General features: G+C 70.5%; 20 protein-coding genes and 2 tRNA genes. 7 read left to right on the plus strand and 15 right to left on the minus strand.

Annotation, left to right across the window (positions count from 1 at the left end; translation table 11 throughout):
* Positions 1-249 precede the first annotated feature (249 nt).
* Both AB0C28_RS22045 and AB0C28_RS22050 read left to right on the plus strand, forming a co-directional pair.
* The gene (locus tag AB0C28_RS22045) at positions 250-399 is read left to right on the plus strand and encodes a hypothetical protein (RefSeq protein WP_357845958.1); all 150 of its coding nucleotides are present in this window, start codon (positions 250-252) and stop codon (positions 397-399) included.
* A gap of 121 nt (positions 400-520) precedes the next feature.
* Positions 521-3,373, plus strand: a complete 2,853-nt coding sequence (locus tag AB0C28_RS22050; RefSeq protein WP_357845960.1) for an AAA family ATPase — start codon at positions 521-523, stop codon at positions 3,371-3,373.
* Positions 3,374-3,413: 40 nt separating this feature from the next.
* Here AB0C28_RS22050 and AB0C28_RS22055 read toward each other — a convergent pair whose 3' ends face one another.
* Positions 3,414-4,559, minus strand: a complete 1,146-nt coding sequence (locus AB0C28_RS22055; protein WP_358076812.1) for a hypothetical protein — start codon at positions 4,557-4,559, stop codon at positions 3,414-3,416.
* Complete coding sequence (locus tag AB0C28_RS22060) at positions 4,556-4,945, minus strand: GntR family transcriptional regulator (protein ID WP_357845964.1); 390 nt, start codon at positions 4,943-4,945, stop codon at positions 4,556-4,558. Before AB0C28_RS22060 ends, AB0C28_RS22055 begins: the two co-directional genes overlap by 4 nt.
* Before the next feature lie 55 nt (positions 4,946-5,000).
* On the opposite strand from AB0C28_RS22060, the gene AB0C28_RS22065 reads away from it, so the two are divergent.
* Positions 5,001-5,894: an ATP-binding cassette domain-containing protein gene (locus AB0C28_RS22065; protein WP_358076815.1), complete on the plus strand. Its 894-nt coding sequence runs from the start codon at positions 5,001-5,003 to the stop codon at positions 5,892-5,894.
* Positions 5,891-6,685, plus strand: coding sequence for an ABC transporter permease (locus AB0C28_RS22070; protein ID WP_357845968.1), 795 nt, complete (start codon positions 5,891-5,893; stop codon positions 6,683-6,685). Before AB0C28_RS22065 ends, AB0C28_RS22070 begins: the two co-directional genes overlap by 4 nt.
* Before the next feature lie 9 nt (positions 6,686-6,694).
* Here AB0C28_RS22070 and AB0C28_RS22075 read toward each other — a convergent pair whose 3' ends face one another.
* From AB0C28_RS22075 to AB0C28_RS22130, 12 genes are all read right to left on the minus strand, one after another.
* On the minus strand, positions 6,695-7,261 hold the full coding sequence (locus AB0C28_RS22075; protein ID WP_357845970.1) for a TMEM165/GDT1 family protein: 567 nt from the start codon (positions 7,259-7,261) through the stop codon (positions 6,695-6,697).
* Positions 7,262-7,502: 241 nt separating this feature from the next.
* A complete protein-coding gene (locus AB0C28_RS22080) occupies positions 7,503-8,540 on the minus strand; it encodes a UDP-N-acetylmuramate dehydrogenase (RefSeq protein WP_357845972.1) in 1,038 nt (345 codons plus the stop codon).
* Positions 8,541-8,551: 11 nt separating this feature from the next.
* Entirely contained in the window at positions 8,552-9,652 is a 1,101-nt protein-coding gene (locus tag AB0C28_RS22085; protein WP_358076817.1) for a hypothetical protein, read from the minus strand.
* Between the two features lie 157 nt (positions 9,653-9,809).
* The gene (locus AB0C28_RS22090) at positions 9,810-10,238 is read right to left on the minus strand and encodes a MaoC family dehydratase (protein WP_346105444.1); all 429 of its coding nucleotides are present in this window, start codon (positions 10,236-10,238) and stop codon (positions 9,810-9,812) included.
* Position 10,239: 1 nt separating this feature from the next.
* Positions 10,240-10,689, minus strand: coding sequence for a MaoC family dehydratase N-terminal domain-containing protein (locus AB0C28_RS22095; RefSeq protein WP_346105445.1), 450 nt, complete (start codon positions 10,687-10,689; stop codon positions 10,240-10,242).
* A gap of 199 nt (positions 10,690-10,888) precedes the next feature.
* The gene (gene rpmG / locus AB0C28_RS22100; RefSeq protein ID WP_019632658.1) at positions 10,889-11,053 is read right to left on the minus strand and encodes a 50S ribosomal protein L33; all 165 of its coding nucleotides are present in this window, start codon (positions 11,051-11,053) and stop codon (positions 10,889-10,891) included.
* Positions 11,054-11,123: 70 nt separating this feature from the next.
* A tRNA-Met gene (locus AB0C28_RS22105) sits at positions 11,124-11,197 on the minus strand.
* Between the two features lie 393 nt (positions 11,198-11,590).
* Positions 11,591-11,663 (minus strand) — tRNA-Thr (locus tag AB0C28_RS22110).
* A 39-nt stretch (positions 11,664-11,702) separates the two neighbouring features.
* Positions 11,703-11,933 carry a transposase gene (locus tag AB0C28_RS22115; protein ID WP_106243794.1) on the minus strand — a complete coding sequence of 77 codons (231 nt, stop codon included), beginning with the start codon at positions 11,931-11,933 and terminating at the stop codon, positions 11,703-11,705.
* 76 nt (positions 11,934-12,009) lie between these two features.
* Positions 12,010-12,537: an NlpC/P60 family protein gene (locus tag AB0C28_RS22120; RefSeq protein ID WP_358076820.1), complete on the minus strand. Its 528-nt coding sequence runs from the start codon at positions 12,535-12,537 to the stop codon at positions 12,010-12,012.
* 43 nt (positions 12,538-12,580) lie between these two features.
* A complete protein-coding gene (locus tag AB0C28_RS22125; protein WP_357845979.1) occupies positions 12,581-13,540 on the minus strand; it encodes a lysozyme in 960 nt (319 codons plus the stop codon).
* Between the two features lie 50 nt (positions 13,541-13,590).
* The gene (locus AB0C28_RS22130; protein ID WP_358076823.1) at positions 13,591-14,133 is read right to left on the minus strand and encodes an ATP-binding protein; all 543 of its coding nucleotides are present in this window, start codon (positions 14,131-14,133) and stop codon (positions 13,591-13,593) included.
* A gap of 242 nt (positions 14,134-14,375) precedes the next feature.
* On the opposite strand from AB0C28_RS22130, the gene AB0C28_RS22135 reads away from it, so the two are divergent.
* From AB0C28_RS22135 to AB0C28_RS22145, 3 genes are all read left to right on the plus strand, one after another.
* Positions 14,376-15,317, plus strand: a complete 942-nt coding sequence (locus AB0C28_RS22135; protein WP_357845982.1) for an ATP-binding cassette domain-containing protein — start codon at positions 14,376-14,378, stop codon at positions 15,315-15,317.
* Positions 15,298-16,041, plus strand: coding sequence for an ABC transporter permease (locus AB0C28_RS22140; protein ID WP_357845984.1), 744 nt, complete (start codon positions 15,298-15,300; stop codon positions 16,039-16,041). Before AB0C28_RS22135 ends, AB0C28_RS22140 begins: the two co-directional genes overlap by 20 nt.
* Positions 16,042-16,155: 114 nt before the next feature.
* Positions 16,156-16,659, plus strand: a complete 504-nt coding sequence (locus AB0C28_RS22145) for an NUDIX domain-containing protein (RefSeq protein WP_358076826.1) — start codon at positions 16,156-16,158, stop codon at positions 16,657-16,659.
* A gap of 9 nt (positions 16,660-16,668) precedes the next feature.
* On the opposite strand, the gene AB0C28_RS22150 is transcribed toward AB0C28_RS22145, so the two are convergent.
* Positions 16,669-17,340, minus strand: coding sequence for a flavin reductase family protein (locus AB0C28_RS22150; RefSeq protein WP_358076829.1), 672 nt, complete (start codon positions 17,338-17,340; stop codon positions 16,669-16,671).
* Positions 17,341-17,345 lie beyond the last annotated feature (5 nt).

Here is a 17,345-nt window from a genome sequence, read left to right on the forward strand (position 1 = left end):
GTTGACACCTAGACAGCATCGCCGACCAGGGCCTCTACCTCCAAACCGGATCACCTTAGGGCAGCGCGGGCGCAGGTCCTAGGCATGCCGTACGCCTGCGGCCCCGGCTTCTAGGCATCCCGGCGTGAATCCATAGGGATGCCGGCAGGAGGCCCGTACAGGAGATAGGACATCCACCCGATGTGGCGGACCGGGCCTTAGCCCGAGTCTTAAAGGTGTCAGGAAAAAGCACCACATCGAAGGAAGACGATGATGAACCCCGAGATCGAGTTCGAGCTCATGAAGAACCAGGCGAACGAGCTGCGCCGGGCCGCCGCCCACCAGCGCCGCGTACGCGAGGCCGAGCAGGGCAACAAGAGCGAGCGCCGTTCGCTCTTCGGCAAGCGCCGTTCCTCATGACCACCCCACGAGCACCCGGCCGCCCGCACCCGCGCGGCCGGGTCGCACGGGCCCCATAAAGCCCTGCAAGTGCTCCAAAAACCGTCGAAAGCAGCGGATGTGGGATGGCATGCTGGATGACATGCGGGGACGTTCGGTGAGTCCCGTCTTCGTCGGACGGGCAGAGGAGCTGGCGGCTCTGTCTGAAAGCTTCGACGAGGCCATCAAGGGCACGGTCACGGCGGTCCTGTTGGGGGGCGAGGCCGGGGTCGGCAAGACGCGGCTCGTGCAGCGCTTCGCCGAGAGCCGCGCGGCCGACGGCGCCCACGTGCTCTTCGGGGGCTGCGTCGAGCTGTCCACCGAAGGCCTGGCCTACGCGCCGTTCACCGCCGCCCTGCGCCAGCTCGTCAGAGAGCAGGGCCCGGCCGCCGTCGCCGGACTGCTGCCGGAGGGAGCCGAACGCGACCTCGCCCGGCTGCTGCCCGAGTTCGGCGAGCCCAGCCGCGACGGCGAGACCGAGACCGGCCGCGCCCGGCTCTTCGAGCAGTTCCTCAGCCTGCTCGAACGCCTCGCCGAGCACCGCCCCACCATCCTGGTCATCGAGGACATCCACTGGGCCGACCGGTCCAGCCGCGACCTCATCGCCTTCCTCAGCCGCAACCTGCACACGCCGCAGGTCCTCATCGTCATGACCTACCGCTCCGACGACCTGCACCGCCAGCATCCGCTCAGGCCGGTGCTGGCCGAGCTGGGCCGGGTCCACGGCGTGCACCGCCTCGATCTGCCCCGCCTGTCGCGGGACGAGGTCGCCCAGCAGATGACCGCGATCCTCGGCCGCACTCCCGCCTACGGCAAGGTGGACACGGTCTACGAACGCAGCGAGGGCATCCCGCTGTTCGTCGAGGCCATGCTGGAGAGCGGCGACGAGTGCACGTTCCCCGACTCCATGCAGGACCTCATCCTCGGCTGCGTCGAGCGGCTGCCCGAGGAGACCCAGCGCGTGCTGCGCGTCGCCGCCGCCGGCGGCAACCGGGTCGGCCACGCGCTGCTGGCCGCCGTCAGCGGCCTGTCCGACGTCGAGCTGGAGACCGCGCTCCGTCCCGCGATCATGGGCAACGTCCTGCAGATCGCCGACAGCCGCGCGTACGTCTTCCGCCACTCGCTCATCCGCGAGGCCGTGCACGACGAGCTGCTGCCGGGCGAGCACCAGCGCCTGCACAGCAGGTTCGCCGAAGCGATCTCCAAGGACCGCACGCTCGTCCCGCCCGACCGGGCCGCCGTCGAGCTGGCCCACCACTGGTACGGCGCCCGCAACGACCGCTGGGCGCTGATCTCCGCCTGGGAGGCGGCCCGCAAGTCGTCCAAGGCGTTCGCCTACACCGAGGCGGTCCCGCTGCTCGAACGCGTGCTCACGCTCTGGGACCGGGTGCCAGACGCGGCCGAGCTGATCGGATGCGACCACACCGCCGTGCTGGAGCGGGCCTCCGAGGCCGCGAACGCCGGCGGCGACGTCGACAAGGCCAGCAAGTTCGTCAAGGCCGCGCTGTCGCAGCTGGACGAGACCCGCGAGCCCGGCCGCGTGGCCCAGCTCATCGTGCGCAGGGCCGGGCTGAAGAACTCCAAAGGGCAGGCGGGCGTCATCGACGACCTGCGGCACGCGCTGCGGCTCGTCCCCGAGAACAGCCTCGACCGGGCCGAGGTCGTCACGCCGCTCAGCCGCCACCTGATGCTGAGAGGCGAGATCGAGGAGGCCAACGAGCTCATCATCGAGGGCCTGCGCTGGGTCAGGGAGCACGGCGACCGCTGCCTCGAAGGCGACCTGCTGATGAACCTGGCGCTCGGCCACTCGCTCAACGGCGAGATCGAGACCACCATCGCCATCAACGAGCAGGCGCTGGCCATCGGCCACGAGGAGGGCGCGGGCAAACTGATCACCCGGGCGATGGGCAACAACATCGACGGGCTGCTCGACATGGGGCGCCAGGACGACGCCCTGCGCATGGCCGAGCACGGCTGGACGGTCGCCAAGAAGTACGGACGCCTGCGCGGCAGCGGCCTGTTCATCGCCAACAACTGGGCCGAGGTGCTGGAGACGCTCGGCCGCTGGGACGAGGCCATCGAGATCGTCGAGACCGCGCTCAGCCACGGCCCCGTGCTGCGCACCCGCTACAGCCTGCTGCGCGTGCGCGCCGACATCGCCCTGGCCAGGGGCGAGCTGCAGCTCGTCGAGGGCATCCTGGCCGAGGTCGGCGTGTCCAAGAACCGTCCTGAGGAGTTCGTCCAGGACATCATCAGCAACGCCCGCCTGCTCATCGGCTGGCACCTGACCAGGGGCGAGCCCGCCGCCGCGCTCGGCGTGGCCGAGCAGGTGCTCTCGCAGCCGAAGCAGTCGAGCAAGGCCATGCTGGGCTGGCGGCTGCTCGCGCTGCTGCGCACGGTCTGCGACGCCGCCCAGGACACCGAGCCGGAACGGACCGCCGCGCTGCGCGCCCAGGCCGCCGAGGTGGCCGGCATGCTGTCGGTCATCGGGCCGGTCGTGGAGGCGTACCGGCTGTCCTATACAGGCGACTTCGACGCCGCGGCGGCGGCCTGGGATCGGCTCCAGCGCCCGCACAACCAGTCCAAGACCCTGCTGCGGGCCGCCTCCGTCGCCGCCGCGTCCGGCGACAGGGAGGGCGCGGCGGTACGGCTCAAGGCGGCGCTGCCGCTGGCCAAGGCGCTGCGGGCGACCCCGCTGGTGGAGGAGATCGAGGTGCTGGCCCGCCGGGTCGGCGGCCTCCAGGAGGCGCAGGAGCCGTCGGAGCTGCTGACGCCGCGCGAGCTGGAGGTGCTGCGCCTGGTCACCCAGGGCCGCACCAACCGCGACATCGCGAGCGAGCTGTTCATCTCGGCGAAGACGGTGAGCGTGCACGTGTCCAACATCCTGAGCAAGCTCGGCGTCACCACGCGCGGCGAGGCCGCCGCGGCGGCCCACCGCCTGTCGCTGCTGTCCTGAGGGGACATCGGCGCTGCCCTGAGGGCGCACCGGCCGACCGTCAGAGGAGGCTGTGCCTCTGGGGAAGATCGACGACGCCGGCCAGCGCCAGCCCCGCGAGCACGATGAGGGCGACGGCGAGAACGCCGAGCAGGAGCCAGGCGATCGGATGGCCGAGGTTGAGGGTCCATGAGGAGGGACCGAGGCGGGCGTGCACGAGCAGGGCCGGGTCGCGGCGGTTGGCGTAGAGGGCGCCGGCCAGGAACCAGTGGCGGTCGTCCTCGCGCTGGCCGACCCCGGTGTCCTCCAGTTCCTCGCCCGGCAGGGCTGGCAGCCGGTGCCCGGCCTGGCCCACTTTGATCGCCCACGTCGGCCAGCCGCCCAGCAGCACGATGAGCGGAACGAAGACGGCCACCTCCCAGACGATCGAAGGAGTGACGACCTCCCACAGCCGCAGACCCGCGAAGAACAGGCTGAGGTTCACGCAGGCCGCCGACAGCAGCAGCATCACCGCGACGCCGCGCAGGTAGACGCGGTAACGGCGGGCCGAGCCCTGCGGTCTGGCGGCATCGAGGTCGGGGCGGGCACGCAGCACGGCCAAGGTCGCGACGAGAACGACCAGGGTGACGGCGATCTGGTAGATCACCGGCTGGAAGGCGCTCAGCACCGTCGTCGGCGTACGCGGTGCGGCGGCGGTGCCGTACCCGAAGGACAGCGGCAGCGTGGCGGGCAGCCCGCCGTAACGCGCCCAGCCGACGCCCGCGGTGAGCAGGAGTAGGGCCAGGGCGGGCAGGCCGTACGACCACGGCACGCGAACCGGGTCGGTGCGGAAGGACGTGTCCACGGTGACGCCCTGACGACGCTCGGCCGCCCACCCGCCGGCGAGCTTGGCGGCGCTGACCATGCGATGAGCGCGGTAGAACACGAGCAGGTCCACGACCGTCACCGCCGTCACGGCGAGGCCGATCGCGACGGCGGATCCGGTGGCCGCCAGCACCAGGATCAGGGCCACCGCGGCGATCACCGCCACCAGGACGGTCAGACGGGTGTAGAGCCGGCGCGCCGCGACGATGGCGGGATCGCCTGCCCGCTGGAGCCCCACGCGCACGCCGAACGGCAGGGTGGGCCTGGCCAGCGCCGGCAGGCTCAGCATCAGGGACGTGACCAGCGCGATGGCGATCGCGCCGGCGCAGAGGAGCAGGATCACGCGCCCTCCTCGAAGCCGTTCAGCAGCGCCTCGCACCGGCGCAGCACGTCCTGCCGGTCCATGCCGTGAACGGTGGCTTCCGCCAGCAGCACAAGCATGCGTTCCTCCCAGTCGTCGGTGAAGGGCTCCTCGGGCGGGCCGGTTGTGGCGTCACGCCGTACGACCGCGCCGCTCTTGCGGTTGATCCGGATCACGCCCTGCTGTCTCAGCAGGTCGTAGGCCTTGTTCACGGTGTGGAAGTTGATGCCGAAATCCGCGGCGAGTTGCCGCGTGGACGGTAGCGGGTCACCTTCCCGCGCCTGCCGTCTGGCGATCGCCTCCACGATCCGGTCCCGGATCTGCTGGTAGATCGGGACCTCGCTGTCGAGGTCAAGTGTCAGCTGCACACTCCCACTCTATCTGATATACAACTAATAGAACAGCTAGTTGTTCGGAGGACACATGGGTAGTGAGATGAACATCGAGGTGCGCGGCCTGACCAAGGCGTTCGGGCCGGTCAACGCCGTCACCGACCTCAGCTTCGAGGCGGAGGCGGGCATCGTGACGGGATTCCTGGGGCCGAACGGCGCCGGCAAGACCACCACCATGCAGATGATGCTGGGCCTGGTCACGCCGAGCGCCGGCACCGCCACCTTCGGCGGTCGCCGCTACGCCGACCTGCCCCGCCCGTCGGCCGCCGTCGGAGCCGTGCTGGACAGCGCGGGCTTCCACCCCGCCCACACCGCCCGCGACCACCTGCGGGTCTACGCCCGCATGGGCCGGCACGGCACGGCCCGAGCCGGTCAGGTCGCCGACCTGACCGGGGTGTCGGCCTTCGCCGGCCGCCTCACGTCCACCCTGTCCACCGGCATGCGGCAACGCCTCAGCCTGGCCACCGCGCTGCTCGGCGACCCCCAGGTGCTGCTGCTGGACGAACCGAGCAACGGCCTGGACCCCGAGGGCATCGCCTGGCTGCGGCGATTCGTCCGCGAGCTGGCCGCCGAAGGCCGCACCATCCTCGTCTCCAGCCACGTGCTCGGCGAGATCGAGCACATGGCCGACAACGTGGTGGTGGTCCGCGACGGCCGGTTGGTCACCGCCGGACCCATCACCGGCCTGTACGGCACAGCCGCCGTGCTGGTCCGCTCCCCGCGAGCCGACCTGTTCGCGGCCGAGCTGGCGGCGAGCGGGGTCCGGGTGGAACGTCCGGGACCGGACCTCCTCCGCATCCACGACCTGAGCACCGAGGAGGTCGCCGCCGCGGCCGCCTCCCACGGGGTCCCGCTGCACGAGATCACCCCAGAACATCCCACCCTTGAACACGTGTTCCTGCACCTCACCGGAGGTTCCCGATGACCGCGCTCCTCGCCGCCGAATGGACTCGCCTGGCCAGCACCAGGCTCTGGCTGTGGGGCCTGCTGGCCGCGCTGGGCAGCGGAGCGCTCATCGGCCTGCTCGCCCTGGTCGGGCCGGAGAACTTCACCCCTCCGATGCCCGGGCTGGACACCGTCCAGGGTGCCCACATGCTGCTGGGCCTGCTCGGCTTCACCGTCTTCGCCCCCGCGCTGCTCGGCACCATCGCCGTGTCCTCGGAGTACCGGCACAGGACCGTCACCACCACGACGTTGTTCGCGCCCAGACGCTGGACCTGGCTGGCGGCCAAGCTGGCGATCTACACCGGGGCCGGGCTCGCCTACGGCGCGATCGCCGCGGCGGTGGCCGGCGGTGCCCTGTGGGGCGTGGCCCTGCTCAAGGGCATCACGCTCGGCCTGCCGGCCGCCACGGTCGCGGCCCTGCTGGCCCGCATCGGCCTGACCATGGCGGTCTACATCCTGCTGGGCCTCGCCGTGGGGGCTCTCCTCCGCAACCAGGTGACCGCCCTCATCGCCGTCGGCGCCTACTTCTACGTGATCGAGACCGTGCTGATGATCATCCCGGGGATCAAAGTGCTCTATCCCTATCTCCCGGGTGGCGCCACCACCGCGCTGACCGGCTCCACCTTTCTGGCGGACGCCATCGCCGGCCAGACCGGCACCGCCGCGCCCCAGCTGCTGTCCGCGCCGGCCGGTGCCGCCGTACTGGTGTGTTACGCCCTGATCGCGGTCGCCATCGCCGTCGCGGCCCCGCTGCGGCGAGACATCACATGAGCGTGGGTCTCAGAGGATCGCCTCCGCCAGCAGCACGACGCCGAAGACGGCGAACGCGGCGGCGGCGCCGTAGCGGATGACCTTCTCGGGCAGGTGCTTGCCCAGCAGCCGCCCCACCACGATGGCCAGCGCGTCCGCGGCCACCATGCCGACGGTCGAGCCGATCCAGGTGCCCACCCAGTCGTGCTGGGTGGCCAGCGTGATGGTGGCCAGCATGGTCTTGTCGCCCAGCTCGCTCAGGAAGAACGCCACGGTCACCGCGATCAGGGCGTTCCTGGTGGTGCGCTGAGCCTTCTTCGACTCCTCCTCGGTCAGCTCGTCGCCCCGCCACGTCCACACGGCGAACGCGAGGAAGGCCACGCCGGCCACCACGGTGATGGCCGTCGTCGGCAGCGCGCCGCCGATCAGGCCGCCCACGGCCACACTGAGCAGGTGGACGACGGTCGTCGCGATCGTGATGCCGGCCAGCACGGGCCAGGCCTTGAAACGGGTCGCGAAGGTCATCGCCATCAACTGGCTCTTGTCGCCCAGTTCGGCCACGAAGATGACGGCGAGACTGATCCAGAACGCTTCCAACGGTCCTCTTCCGCGCGACCGGGCCGGAAGCAGGAGCCCGGGGAGTTTTTCGGGCACGACTTCGGCCCGGCAGCGTCTTTGTCCACATGACTGCCAGGCCGAAGGTCTCGTCCGCCCGTCTGAGGCCCGCGTGACCGGGCGCGGTGAAGCGCCAGTGTGTCGACCACGCGATTGGGACTACTCCCCTTCGGTAATTCCGCACCACCCTAACAGGCGTCGCGCCGTGCCTGTTCCCGGGTCCTTAGTCGTCCAGCGCGCAGCCCACCAGGACCGGCTCGTTGACCAGCGTGACCCCGAACTTCTCGCGTACGCCGTCGCGCACCTCCCTGGCCAGGGCCAGCAGGTCGGCGGTGGTGGCGCGGCCCGTGGGGTTGGTGAGGGCGAGCGTGTGCTTGGTCGAGATGCGGGCCGGGCCGCGCTCGTAGCCCTTCGGGTAGCCTGCCTGCTCGATCAGCCAGGCGGCGGGCACCTTGATCAGGCCGCCCGGCACGTCCCAGCGCGGATGCCCTGGAGCCCGCACCGCCAGCTCCTCCGCCTCCTCCGCCGTGAGGATCGGGTTGGTGAAGAACGAGCCCGCGCTCCTCGTGTCGGGGTCGTCGGGGTCGAGCACCATGCCCTTGCCCCGCCGCAGCGCCAGCACGGTCTCACGGGCCCGCGCGAGCGGCACCCGGCCCCCCGCCACGGTGTCCAGCCGTGCGGCCAGCTCCGCGTACGCCACAGGCCCGGACAGCTCGGACAGGTCGAGCGCGTAGGTCACCGCCAGCACGACGTAGCGGCTCAGGTCGCGCTTGAAGACGCTGTCGCGGTAGGAGAAGCCGCACTGCCGCGCCTCCAGGTCGATCACCTGGCGGGTGAGCCGGTCGTAGGCGCGTACGCATCTGACGGTCTGGGAGACCTCCTGGCCGTACGCACCGACGTTCTGGATGGGCGTCGAGCCGACCTGGCCCGGCACGCCGGACATGCACTCGATGCCCGACCAGCCCTCGGCCACCGCGCGGGCCACGAGCCGGTCCCAGTCCTCGCCCGCCTCGACCGTCACGACGGCCTGCTCGCCGTCGCGCGAGACGGTCACGCCCTCGGTGGCGACCTTGATGACCAGCCCGTCGAACCCCTCGTCGGCCACCACGACGTTGCTGCCTCCGCCCAGCACCAGCGTGGGCACCGCGTTCCTGTCGGCATCGGCGATCAGGGACACGAGCTGCTCGGCCGAGGTGGCCTCGGCGAACTCGCGGGCGGGCCCGCCCAGGCTCAGCGTGGTGTACGACGCGAGGTTCTCCATGACCAGACAGCTTATGAGGCGCGCAGCCTGCGCAGCACCCCGTCGTAGTTGCGCCGGGACTCCCGCTCCGCGTAGTCGCCGGCCACGTCGTGCCGGCCCAGCAGTGTCACCGGCAGCCGTTGATGCGGGACGACCAGGCGGCCTGGCAGGGCCAGCGAGAGCTCCAGATCGGCGTACCTGCCGTAGCGGGCGTCCTCGGGCAGCGCGCCGAACGCCTGGGCCCTGCGTACGGCGATGAGCTCGCCGCTCAGCGCCCGCACCGTGCCGGGAGCGGCCTCCCGCCACACCGTCCTGGGGCCGACCTCTCCCGTGCTCTCCCGGCCCGGCTCGGGCTCCTCCGCCGCCACCGGGTTCAGCCCTCTCCATCCGGCGGCCACCGCGCCCTCGACGACCGCGGCGATCAGCGGGGTCAGCGCGTCGCCGCGGAGCACGACGTTCGTCTCCATCAGCACGTGCACCTCGGACTCGTCCAGCCGCAGCAGCTTGGCCCTGCTCTCGCCCCAGGTCGCGGTGCCGCCCCGCCAATGGGGTGTCTCGCTCACGTGCCAATCGGTGATCCGCTCAGGGTGGCGCTCGGCCAGCTCGGCCAGCACGTCGCCGGCGCCGTCCACGTTGCCGAGGTCGAGGGCGAGCACGTGGGCGCCGGTGTGCTCGATCACCGACTCCACGCAGCGCCTGACGTCCTCGGGCCAGCCGTCTACCAGCAGCCCGACGCCGGCGGTGACGCCCCTGGTCTCCACGCGCTGCCGTTCCAGGGTCACGCCCTGGTCGTCCAGGCGGTTGGTGGCCAGCGAGGCGTCCCAAGTGCGCTGGGCGTGCAACATCCCGTCGTCCAGGTCACCGTGCCGACCGGGGTCGCCCGAGAAGCCCAGATCGGCCGCGGGGTCGGGGCTCGCGCCCGTCCTCGCGGCGCCGGCCCCCGCGCTCCTCGTGCTCCTTCTGGTCCGCTTGGTTCCGGCCGTGCCGACCCCCGTCGCCCCCACCGGCACGGGAGTGTCCTCCGTGCCGGGCTCACCGGCGCCGCCCGCCGTGTCGCGGCCGGTGCCGGCCGCGCCGGCCACCTGGTCGATCCGCGCGGGTTTGAGGTGCCCCGGCGGCTTGGTGTCGGTCACGGCGGAGACGGGGATCGATCGAACGGTGGGCCAGACCTTTCGCACAACATCACTCATACGGACACGCGCTACCCGAGAGCCGTCCGCGATATCACCGGCGCATCACTGGCGCATCACTGGGACATCACCGGGGCATCGGGTGAGCGGGAGCCGGGTGTCAGGTGAGCTGGACCACCGCGCGGGCCTTGGACAGCACCCGTGCGTCGCCCGACCTGGCGGTCAGCCCGATGACCACCTTCTTGTCCTCCAGCTTCTCCTCCACGACCCCGCTGACCGTGACCGTGGCCCCCTGGTCGTCGTCGGGCACGACCACCATCGAGGAGAACCGCACCCCGAAGTCCACCACCGCGCCGGGATCTCCCACCCAGTCGGTGACGAACCGCCCGGCCTGCGCCATCGTGAACATGCCGTGCGCGATCACGTCGGGCAGGCCCACCATCTTGGCGAAGCGCTCGTTCCAGTGGATCTGGTTGAAGTCGCCGGAGGCGCCCGCGTACATCACCAGGTTGAGCCGGCGCACGTTGTAGTCCACGGCCGGGATCTCCTGCCCCGCCTCGACCTCGTCGTACCTCACCGCGGCACTCATCTCAGCCCGCCCCTCCGCGCTCGACGATCGTGTTGTACGTCACGCAGACCGGCTCACCCTCGACCGTCCGCACGTCGCTCTTGACCGTGAGCAGCTCGTTGTGCCCGGCGGTGCGGATGTCGGTGATCGTGGAGGTCATGACGAGCCGGTCGCCGGCGTGGACCGGCCGGGTGTACTCGAAGCGCTGCTCGCCGTGGACGACCATGGCCAGGTTGAGCCCGAGGTCGGGGTCCACCAGCGCCCCGCCGCCGCTCGTCAGGCTGAACACGATGGGGAAGGTGGGTGGCGCGATCACGTCGGGGTATCCGGCGGCCTGGGCGGCCTCCTGGTCGCGGTAGAGCGGGTTGTGGTCGCCGATCGCGGCGGCGAACTCCCTGATCTTCACGCGGCTGACCTCGTACGGGGCACTGGGCGGATAGGTTCTGCCCACGAAGTCACGATTCAGGGCCATCGCTGCTCCCTCGCTTGTCCGTCCCGGCGGCTGATGAGGCCGACGCTAACAGAACAAGGTTCGGCTGTCCCTGGTGATGGTCTGCTTTTTGCCCAGGACGCGGGCGGAGGGACACGCAGACACGACAAACCGGCGCCCTGCTAGGGGACGCCGGTTGTGCGTTATGAAAACAGTGGGGCCAGCAGCCCTGCCCTGGACCCTAGCGGGTCTCGCGGTGCGCGCGGTGGCAGCGGCAGTTGGGGCAGTACTTCTTCAGCTCAAGCCGATCCGGGTCGTTGCGCCGGTTCTTCCGCGTGATGTAGTTGCGGTGCTTGCACTCCTGGCAGGCCAGCGTGATCTTCGGCCTAACGTCGGTGGCAGCCACTTGGGAGTGCCTTTCTACGTTCGGGACATGGACACGCCCGTACCCAGGCCGGTGACCTGGGATGGGGCAGTAGCGGAGGCCGGACTTGAACCGGCGACACAACGATTATGAGCCGTTTGCTCTGCCTGACTGAGCTACTCCGCCTTTGGGCCGTAATCGACCCGGCCCGTAGAGGATACCCGACACGGTGAGCACCTTCGTAACTCACCCGGTCGGGCGGGGTGCTTCCCAGTATGCCTCAGGAAGGCCCCGCAACCGAAATCAATAAGCGGCAGCCCCGCCTGCCGCCCCCCATACGAGCACGGTCAGCGTAGCAGCTCTCGCCGGACTACCGGCAGCCGGCCTGGTGGCGCCGCGGCGCCTCTCGCAGCTTCCAAGGGATGAGGTCCCCCGGCGAAGCGCCGTGACCCTCCGTCAGCCGCACTCGCGCGCAACGTCCCGGAGAGCCGGAAAGGAGAACCGGAAACACGTCCCGGAGAACCAGAAACGCCCGGCTCCGAGTTAATCGGACCGGGCGTTTTGCCTGTTCAGCGTGCGAGCCCCCAAACGGAATCGAACCGTTGACCTTCTCCTTACCATGGAGACGCTCTGCCGACTGAGCTATAGGGGCCTGTCCGGCGCTGCGGACAGGCATAACCATACACGGCGCTCAGCCATGATGCGAACTCGTTCCGGCGGTCGCCCGCGGCGTCGCGCCGCGCCGGGGCGCGAGCTCGATCACCTCGCACAGGTCGGCCAGATCGACGTGCCTGGCCACCTCCGCCACAGAGGTGCAGTCGGCGACCACCCACCCGTTTCTGCGCACCCGCAGCACCTGCCGCCCGGCTCGCAGGGCGCCCACGACTTCAATGCCGTCCAGGCCGACCCATCGCCTCTCCATAGCCGCACACATTAGCCGCAGGGTCCGTCAATTTCGCCGCGTCACTCGCGTTACCGGCATACCGAACCGGTACGCATCACCGTCGGTATCGGTAGAAGCCGGCGAAGTCCTTCTTCTTCTTGATCGTGTCGATCCTGACCACGGCCCCGGTCTCCGGCGCGTTCATCATCTTCCCGCCGCCCAGGTAGACGCCCACGTGGTGGGTCCTGACCGAGCGCTTCGTGACCTTGCCGAAGAAGACCAGGTCGCCGGGCCTGGGATCGCGGACGCGACGCATCTTCCGTAAGTGGTCGTCGGTGTTGCCCGGCCCGAGCACGTCCTCTCCGTGCGCCAGGGCGTAGACCCACCGGGTGAAGCCCGAGCAGTCGAGCCCGCGCGTCCTGGCGGCCGGGCAGGGCCTGATGCCGCCCCGGTAGCCCCTGCACGTCCCCTTGGAGGGGCCGGGGTCCACGCCGTGGCCGCCGCCCCACGAGTACACGATGCCGTACCGCTCGATCTCGTACGCGATCCTGACGACCAGCGGCGGCACGGACAGCCCCAGCGGCACCGAGGCCGTGGCGGTCAGCAGGAGCAGCGCCGCCGCCACCGCTAACCGCCGTTTCATTCCGACACCCCCCGAAGTCCCAGCCTTCGGTATTTATCCTGCCTTATCGGGCTTTGAGGACGAGCTTCACCGAACCCACCGTCACGTTCAGGCCGACGGTGCCCTTGGACCTGCTGGGCCTGGTCGTGATCGTGAACGTCTTCTTCTGCCCGCGCGGCAGCTCCCCGATCCGGCAGTTCACGGCGGTGCCGCTGAACGTGCACCCCGGTGCCTTCACCACGCGCTGCCCGCCGAACGTCCGCCCCGTCAGCTTGACGTCCTTGACCGGGTGCGGGCCCGTGTTGGAGATCGTCACCGTGTACGACTTCCTGCTCACGGCCCGGCCCCCGACCTTGACCTCGGCCGGCGGGTTGGCCAGCGACTTCAGCTGCGACTCCGAGCCGTTGAAGACGTTCTGGCCGCCGGCCGGCGTGCCCTTCTCCGCCGACTGCCAGAACGTGTGCTTCTTCCAGCCCTTCGGCAGCTCGCCCACCTCGGAGCCCCAGCGGGCCAGCCACAGGGGGTTCGACCTGAACTTCGTGGTGTTGCCGGTGCAGGTCTGCCACCAGCTCGTGGTGGTGTAGATGATCGCGTGCCGGCCGGTGGCCGCCCGGTACTTCTTGGTGAAGTCCTTGATCCAGGTGACCATGTCCGCGGCGGACAGGTCGTAACAGTTGTTCTTGCCGTTGGTGTCCTTGTACGGGTTGTCCTCCAAATCGAGAACACCGGGAAGCGTTTGGCCGTCGCTGATCCAGTTACCGCCGTTCTGCAGAAAATGCTCAGCTTGGGCGGTCCCATCGGATTCATGCGGTTGCGCAAAGTGATAGGCGCCGCGGACGAGACCCGCCGACGCCGCGCCACTGAACTGGGCCTCGAAACTGGGGCTGCGGTAATCCGTCCCCTCGGTGGCGTGCACGAACGCGAACTTCCCGCCGCCGGAGGCCACCGCGGCCCAGTCGATCTCGCCGGTCCAGTTACTGACGTCCACCCCGGGCACCTCGGCCGCGTGGGCGACGCCGGTCATGCCAATCGTGGCAATTACCGTGTATAACCACAGACGTTTCACGCCGGAGATCATTGCGGAGCCCTGCACAATTCCGCAAGCCCGGAAATTTCCACCTCTTTTGCGGTATCGAGCCAATACACGGGCCCGAGAGCCAGCGGTCGCGCACCCGCCGCCCATTCCCGCCATCGTTCGTCCCCGACGAAGGGGTCCCGGTGCACGGGGTGCCGTACCCGCCGCTCGTACCGGCTCCGCGCGACCTCGGGCGGCACGTCGCACCAGACCTCGCGCACGCGCGGGCCCGCCTCGACGCCCGCCCGCGCGAGCCCGGCGAGCACCACCGGCCGCAGCGGCGCCAGCCAGGGGCTCTCCAGCACCGCGCCGCGCCCGGCGGTGGCCAGCAGCGTCCACAGGCTCTCCCCCGCGGCCCGGCCCAGCGAGACGCTCCACTCGGCCTCGCCGACCCCGTCGGGGCGGTCGAGGGTGTCGGCCAGGGTCTCCTTGATCGCGTCCTTGCTCAGGACGGGCCAGCCGAGCTCGCGTCCCAGCGCGCGGGCCAGCGTGGACTTGCCCGACCCCGGCAGGCCGTTCACGAGGACGACGCGTTCGCACATGATCAGCATGGTGACAGAGGCGTGTGCAGAATTCGTGCGGACGTGGTGCGGAAACCGCAGATCAGCGGGTGGAAATTCGTTTCCGGCCAAGATCGTTCGCGACAACGTTTTCGCAGGTCAGAGCCGTATGTGTAAGTCACGTTCACGTTTGCCAAAGCAGGTCGAAGCTGCACAAACTTGGTCCGATCCTTCGAAACGCCCCCGACCAGGGGTTTCTTCGCCATGCCTGGAGGAGGCCAACCATGATCCATGCCCGGGCCCTGACCCGAGTGTTCACGATGAAGAAGCAGACCGTGGAAGCCGTGCGCGGCATCGACCTCGACGTGGAGGCCGGCCAGCTCGTGGCCTTCCTGGGGCCGAACGGCGCGGGAAAGTCCACCACCCTGCGCATGCTCACCACCCTGCTGCCGCCCACCTCCGGCACCGCCACGGTGGCCGGTCACGACGTGGCCGCCGACCCCGCCGCCGTACGGTCCCGCATCGGCTACGTCGGCCAGCGCAACAGCGCGGGCGAGGAGTTCCACGTCCGCGACGAGCTGGTCACCCAGGGCCGCTGCTACGGGCTGCGCGGCAAGGAGGCGGCCGCCCGCGCCGACGAACTGCTCGACCTGCTCGACCTGACGCCGCTGGCCAAGCGGGTGCCCGGCACGCTGTCCGGCGGCCAGCGCCGCCGCCTGGACATCGCCCTGGGCCTCATCCACCGGCCCGACCTGCTCTTCCTCGACGAACCTTCGACCGGCCTCGATCCGAAGAGCCGCGCGGAGATCTGGGAGCACATCCTGCGCCTGCGCGACACGTACGGGACGACGTTGTTCCTGACCACCCACTACCTGGAGGAGGCCGACAGCATGGCCGAACGGGTGGTGATCATCGACGGCGGCCGGATCATCGCCGACGGCACCGCGGAGCAGCTCAAGAACGACCTGGCCGGCGACCACATCGTCATCACCACGGCGACCGAGCGGGAGGCCGCGCGGGCCGCCGAGCTCGGCGGCGGCAGCGCGGACGGCGTCACCGTGCGCCTCCGGGTCGCCGGCGCGACCGCCGCACTGCCCGACTACCTGCGCGGCCTCGACGCCGCCGGCGTGAAGGTCAAGACCGCCGAGACCATCCGCCCCACCCTCGACGACGTGTTCCTCACTCTGACCGGGAGAAGCCTCACCGATGACGACATTCCTGCGTGACACCGCCACCGTCTTCACCCGCGAGTTCCGGCCGAGCCTGCGCAACCCCGCCGGGCTGCTGTTCGAGATGGGGCAGCCGCTGCTGTTCCTGTTCCTGTTCGGGTCGCTGCTGGACGGGGCCGTGGGCTCGTCCTGGCAGTGGTTCGTGCCGGGGATCCTGGTCATGATGTGCCTGACCGGGCCCATGAGCGCCGGCTACACGCTGCTGGTCGAGCTGATCGGCGGCGCGATGGAGCGGCTGCTGGTCACGCCGCTCAACCGCACCGCGATGCTGGTCGGCAAGAGCGCCAAGGCCATGCTGACCCTGCTCGTGCAGGCGGTGCTGATCATCGCCCTGGCGATCCCGCTGGGCTTCGAGCTGCACGCGGCCGGGGTTCTGGCCGGGCTGGCGCAGCTGGTGCTCTTCGGGGTGGGGCTGGGCGCGTTCTCGCTCGTGCTGGCCATCAAGTCGGCGCCCGGCGGCACCCTGTTCTACATCGTCAGCCAGTCGATCGTCTTTCCGCTGCTGCTGCTCTCGGGCGTCCTGCTCCCGCTGGAGACCGCGCCCGGCTGGTTGCAGACCGCCGGCCGGTTCAACCCGATCACGTACATCGTCGACGCGCAGCGGGCCCTGTTCGCCGGCGACCTGGCCTCACCCTCGGTCCTGTACGGCACCGCCGCCGCCTGCGCCGTCGCCGCAGTTGGCCTCTACCTGGGCAACCGCGCCCTGCGCCAGGCCGTCTGACACGCCCGCGCCCGACGTTCGAGGCGCGCCCGCGCCCGGCATCCGGCCCCGCTCGGTGTCCGGCATCCGGGGCCCCGCTTTGACAGCGGTTTCCCGCGCGAATGACAGTGGGTCATGACCTTCGTGCTGGCGACCGAGACGGTGCCCTGGATCCCGGTGGCGCACCGCCTCGACGTGATCCTCTCCGAGTCCCTCCCTCCCGGCGACCGGACGACGTCGGCGTTCGCGTTCGTGTCGGACGAGGCCGGGCGGACGCTCATGACGTGTGTCGGCCGGGAGGGACGCGGCTGGGACATCCCTGGCGGCCACCTGGAGCCGGGCGAGAGCGCGGTGGACGCGGCCTCCCGGGAGCTGTACGAGGAGACCGGCCTGCGCCTGCCGCCCTCGGCCCTGTCGATCTTCGCCTGGCAGCGCATCGAGCTCCTGGAGCCGCCGCCCGCCTCCTACCGGTATCCGGCGCTGGCGTACATGGCGATGTTCCGGGCCACGCTGCCAGGGCCGGGCGGCCCGACGCGGCCGCCCGCCGGGTCGGAGAGCACCCATGCGGAGTGGCTGACCCGCTCCGAGATCGAACGCGTCTGCGTCGGGCGGACCTGGCTGGCCCTGCTGGCTGGTTAGCCCTCTTTGTCAGGCGGTGCGGGCGCGTTCGAGGTCCTCGTCGGGGCGGTAGAGGCGCTCGGGGATCTGCGCGAGCGTCGAGGGGTGCACCTGGGGGCCCAGTCCGTACAACTTCTGGAAGCTCATGATCAGCGGCCGCCACGCGTCGGGGTCGATGTGGTCGTCGGTCCCCGCCATGCGGATCTCCTCGTGCACCCAGACGCGCTGCACCCGCACCTCGAACGCCAGCACCCCGCCCTCGTCGCCCACCGGATGGCAGCGTTCGACCACGGCCTCCATGGCGACCGGGCACTCGGCCACCCGCGGCGCCTTCACCGTCTCCGACGGCACCTCGGTGAGCCCGGCTCGCCGGAACTTGTCCCCCACGTGCCGATAGCCGCGCCGCGCCTTGCCCTCGGGGACGGGATCCGACCCGGTCGTCAGCGCCAGCCGGTCCACGGCGGGGGCGAGGGCGTCGGACGGGAGGTTCAGCACGCACTCGCCGGTCCTGCGCAGGTTCTGCGCCGTCTTCGACCGCGCGCCCCAGCCCAGCATCGCCCGCCAGCCGAGCCAGAACGCGGACGACATGGGGGCCAGGTTGGGCGTGCCGTCCTCGTTCATGGAGGAGACCAGGACGACGGGGGTGCCGAAGTAGAGGATGTTCGGCTCAAGGGAAACGTGCGAGTGGGTGACAGTGCTCATGAATC

Origin of the sequence: Nonomuraea sp. NPDC048892 (assembly GCF_040649735.1) — a bacterium.
GTDB lineage: Bacteria > Actinomycetota > Actinomycetes > Streptosporangiales > Streptosporangiaceae > Nonomuraea > Nonomuraea maheshkhaliensis.

Excerpts from the sequence above, each read along its gene's own strand:
- AB0C28_RS22045 (WP_357845958.1), top strand. The coding sequence starts at position 250 with ATGATGAACCCCGAGATCGAGTTCGAGCTCATGAAGAACCAGGCGAAC.
- AB0C28_RS22050 (WP_357845960.1), top strand. The coding sequence starts at position 521 with ATGCGGGGACGTTCGGTGAGTCCCGTCTTCGTCGGACGGGCAGAGGAG.
- AB0C28_RS22065 (WP_358076815.1), top strand. The coding sequence starts at position 5,001 with ATGGGTAGTGAGATGAACATCGAGGTGCGCGGCCTGACCAAGGCGTTC.
- AB0C28_RS22070 (WP_357845968.1), top strand. The coding sequence starts at position 5,891 with ATGACCGCGCTCCTCGCCGCCGAATGGACTCGCCTGGCCAGCACCAGG.
- AB0C28_RS22080 (WP_357845972.1), bottom strand. The coding sequence starts at position 8,540 with ATGGAGAACCTCGCGTCGTACACCACGCTGAGCCTGGGCGGGCCCGCC.
- AB0C28_RS22090 (WP_346105444.1), bottom strand. The coding sequence starts at position 10,238 with ATGAGTGCCGCGGTGAGGTACGACGAGGTCGAGGCGGGGCAGGAGATC.
- AB0C28_RS22095 (WP_346105445.1), bottom strand. The coding sequence starts at position 10,689 with ATGGCCCTGAATCGTGACTTCGTGGGCAGAACCTATCCGCCCAGTGCC.
- AB0C28_RS22115 (WP_106243794.1), bottom strand. The coding sequence starts at position 11,933 with ATGGAGAGGCGATGGGTCGGCCTGGACGGCATTGAAGTCGTGGGCGCC.
- AB0C28_RS22120 (WP_358076820.1), bottom strand. The coding sequence starts at position 12,537 with ATGAAACGGCGGTTAGCGGTGGCGGCGGCGCTGCTCCTGCTGACCGCC.
- AB0C28_RS22125 (WP_357845979.1), bottom strand. The coding sequence starts at position 13,540 with ATGACCGGCGTCGCCCACGCGGCCGAGGTGCCCGGGGTGGACGTCAGT.
- AB0C28_RS22130 (WP_358076823.1), bottom strand. The coding sequence starts at position 14,133 with ATGTGCGAACGCGTCGTCCTCGTGAACGGCCTGCCGGGGTCGGGCAAG.
- AB0C28_RS22135 (WP_357845982.1), top strand. The coding sequence starts at position 14,376 with ATGATCCATGCCCGGGCCCTGACCCGAGTGTTCACGATGAAGAAGCAG.
- AB0C28_RS22140 (WP_357845984.1), top strand. The coding sequence starts at position 15,298 with ATGACGACATTCCTGCGTGACACCGCCACCGTCTTCACCCGCGAGTTC.
- AB0C28_RS22145 (WP_358076826.1), top strand. The coding sequence starts at position 16,156 with ATGACCTTCGTGCTGGCGACCGAGACGGTGCCCTGGATCCCGGTGGCG.
- AB0C28_RS22150 (WP_358076829.1), bottom strand. The coding sequence starts at position 17,340 with ATGAGCACTGTCACCCACTCGCACGTTTCCCTTGAGCCGAACATCCTC.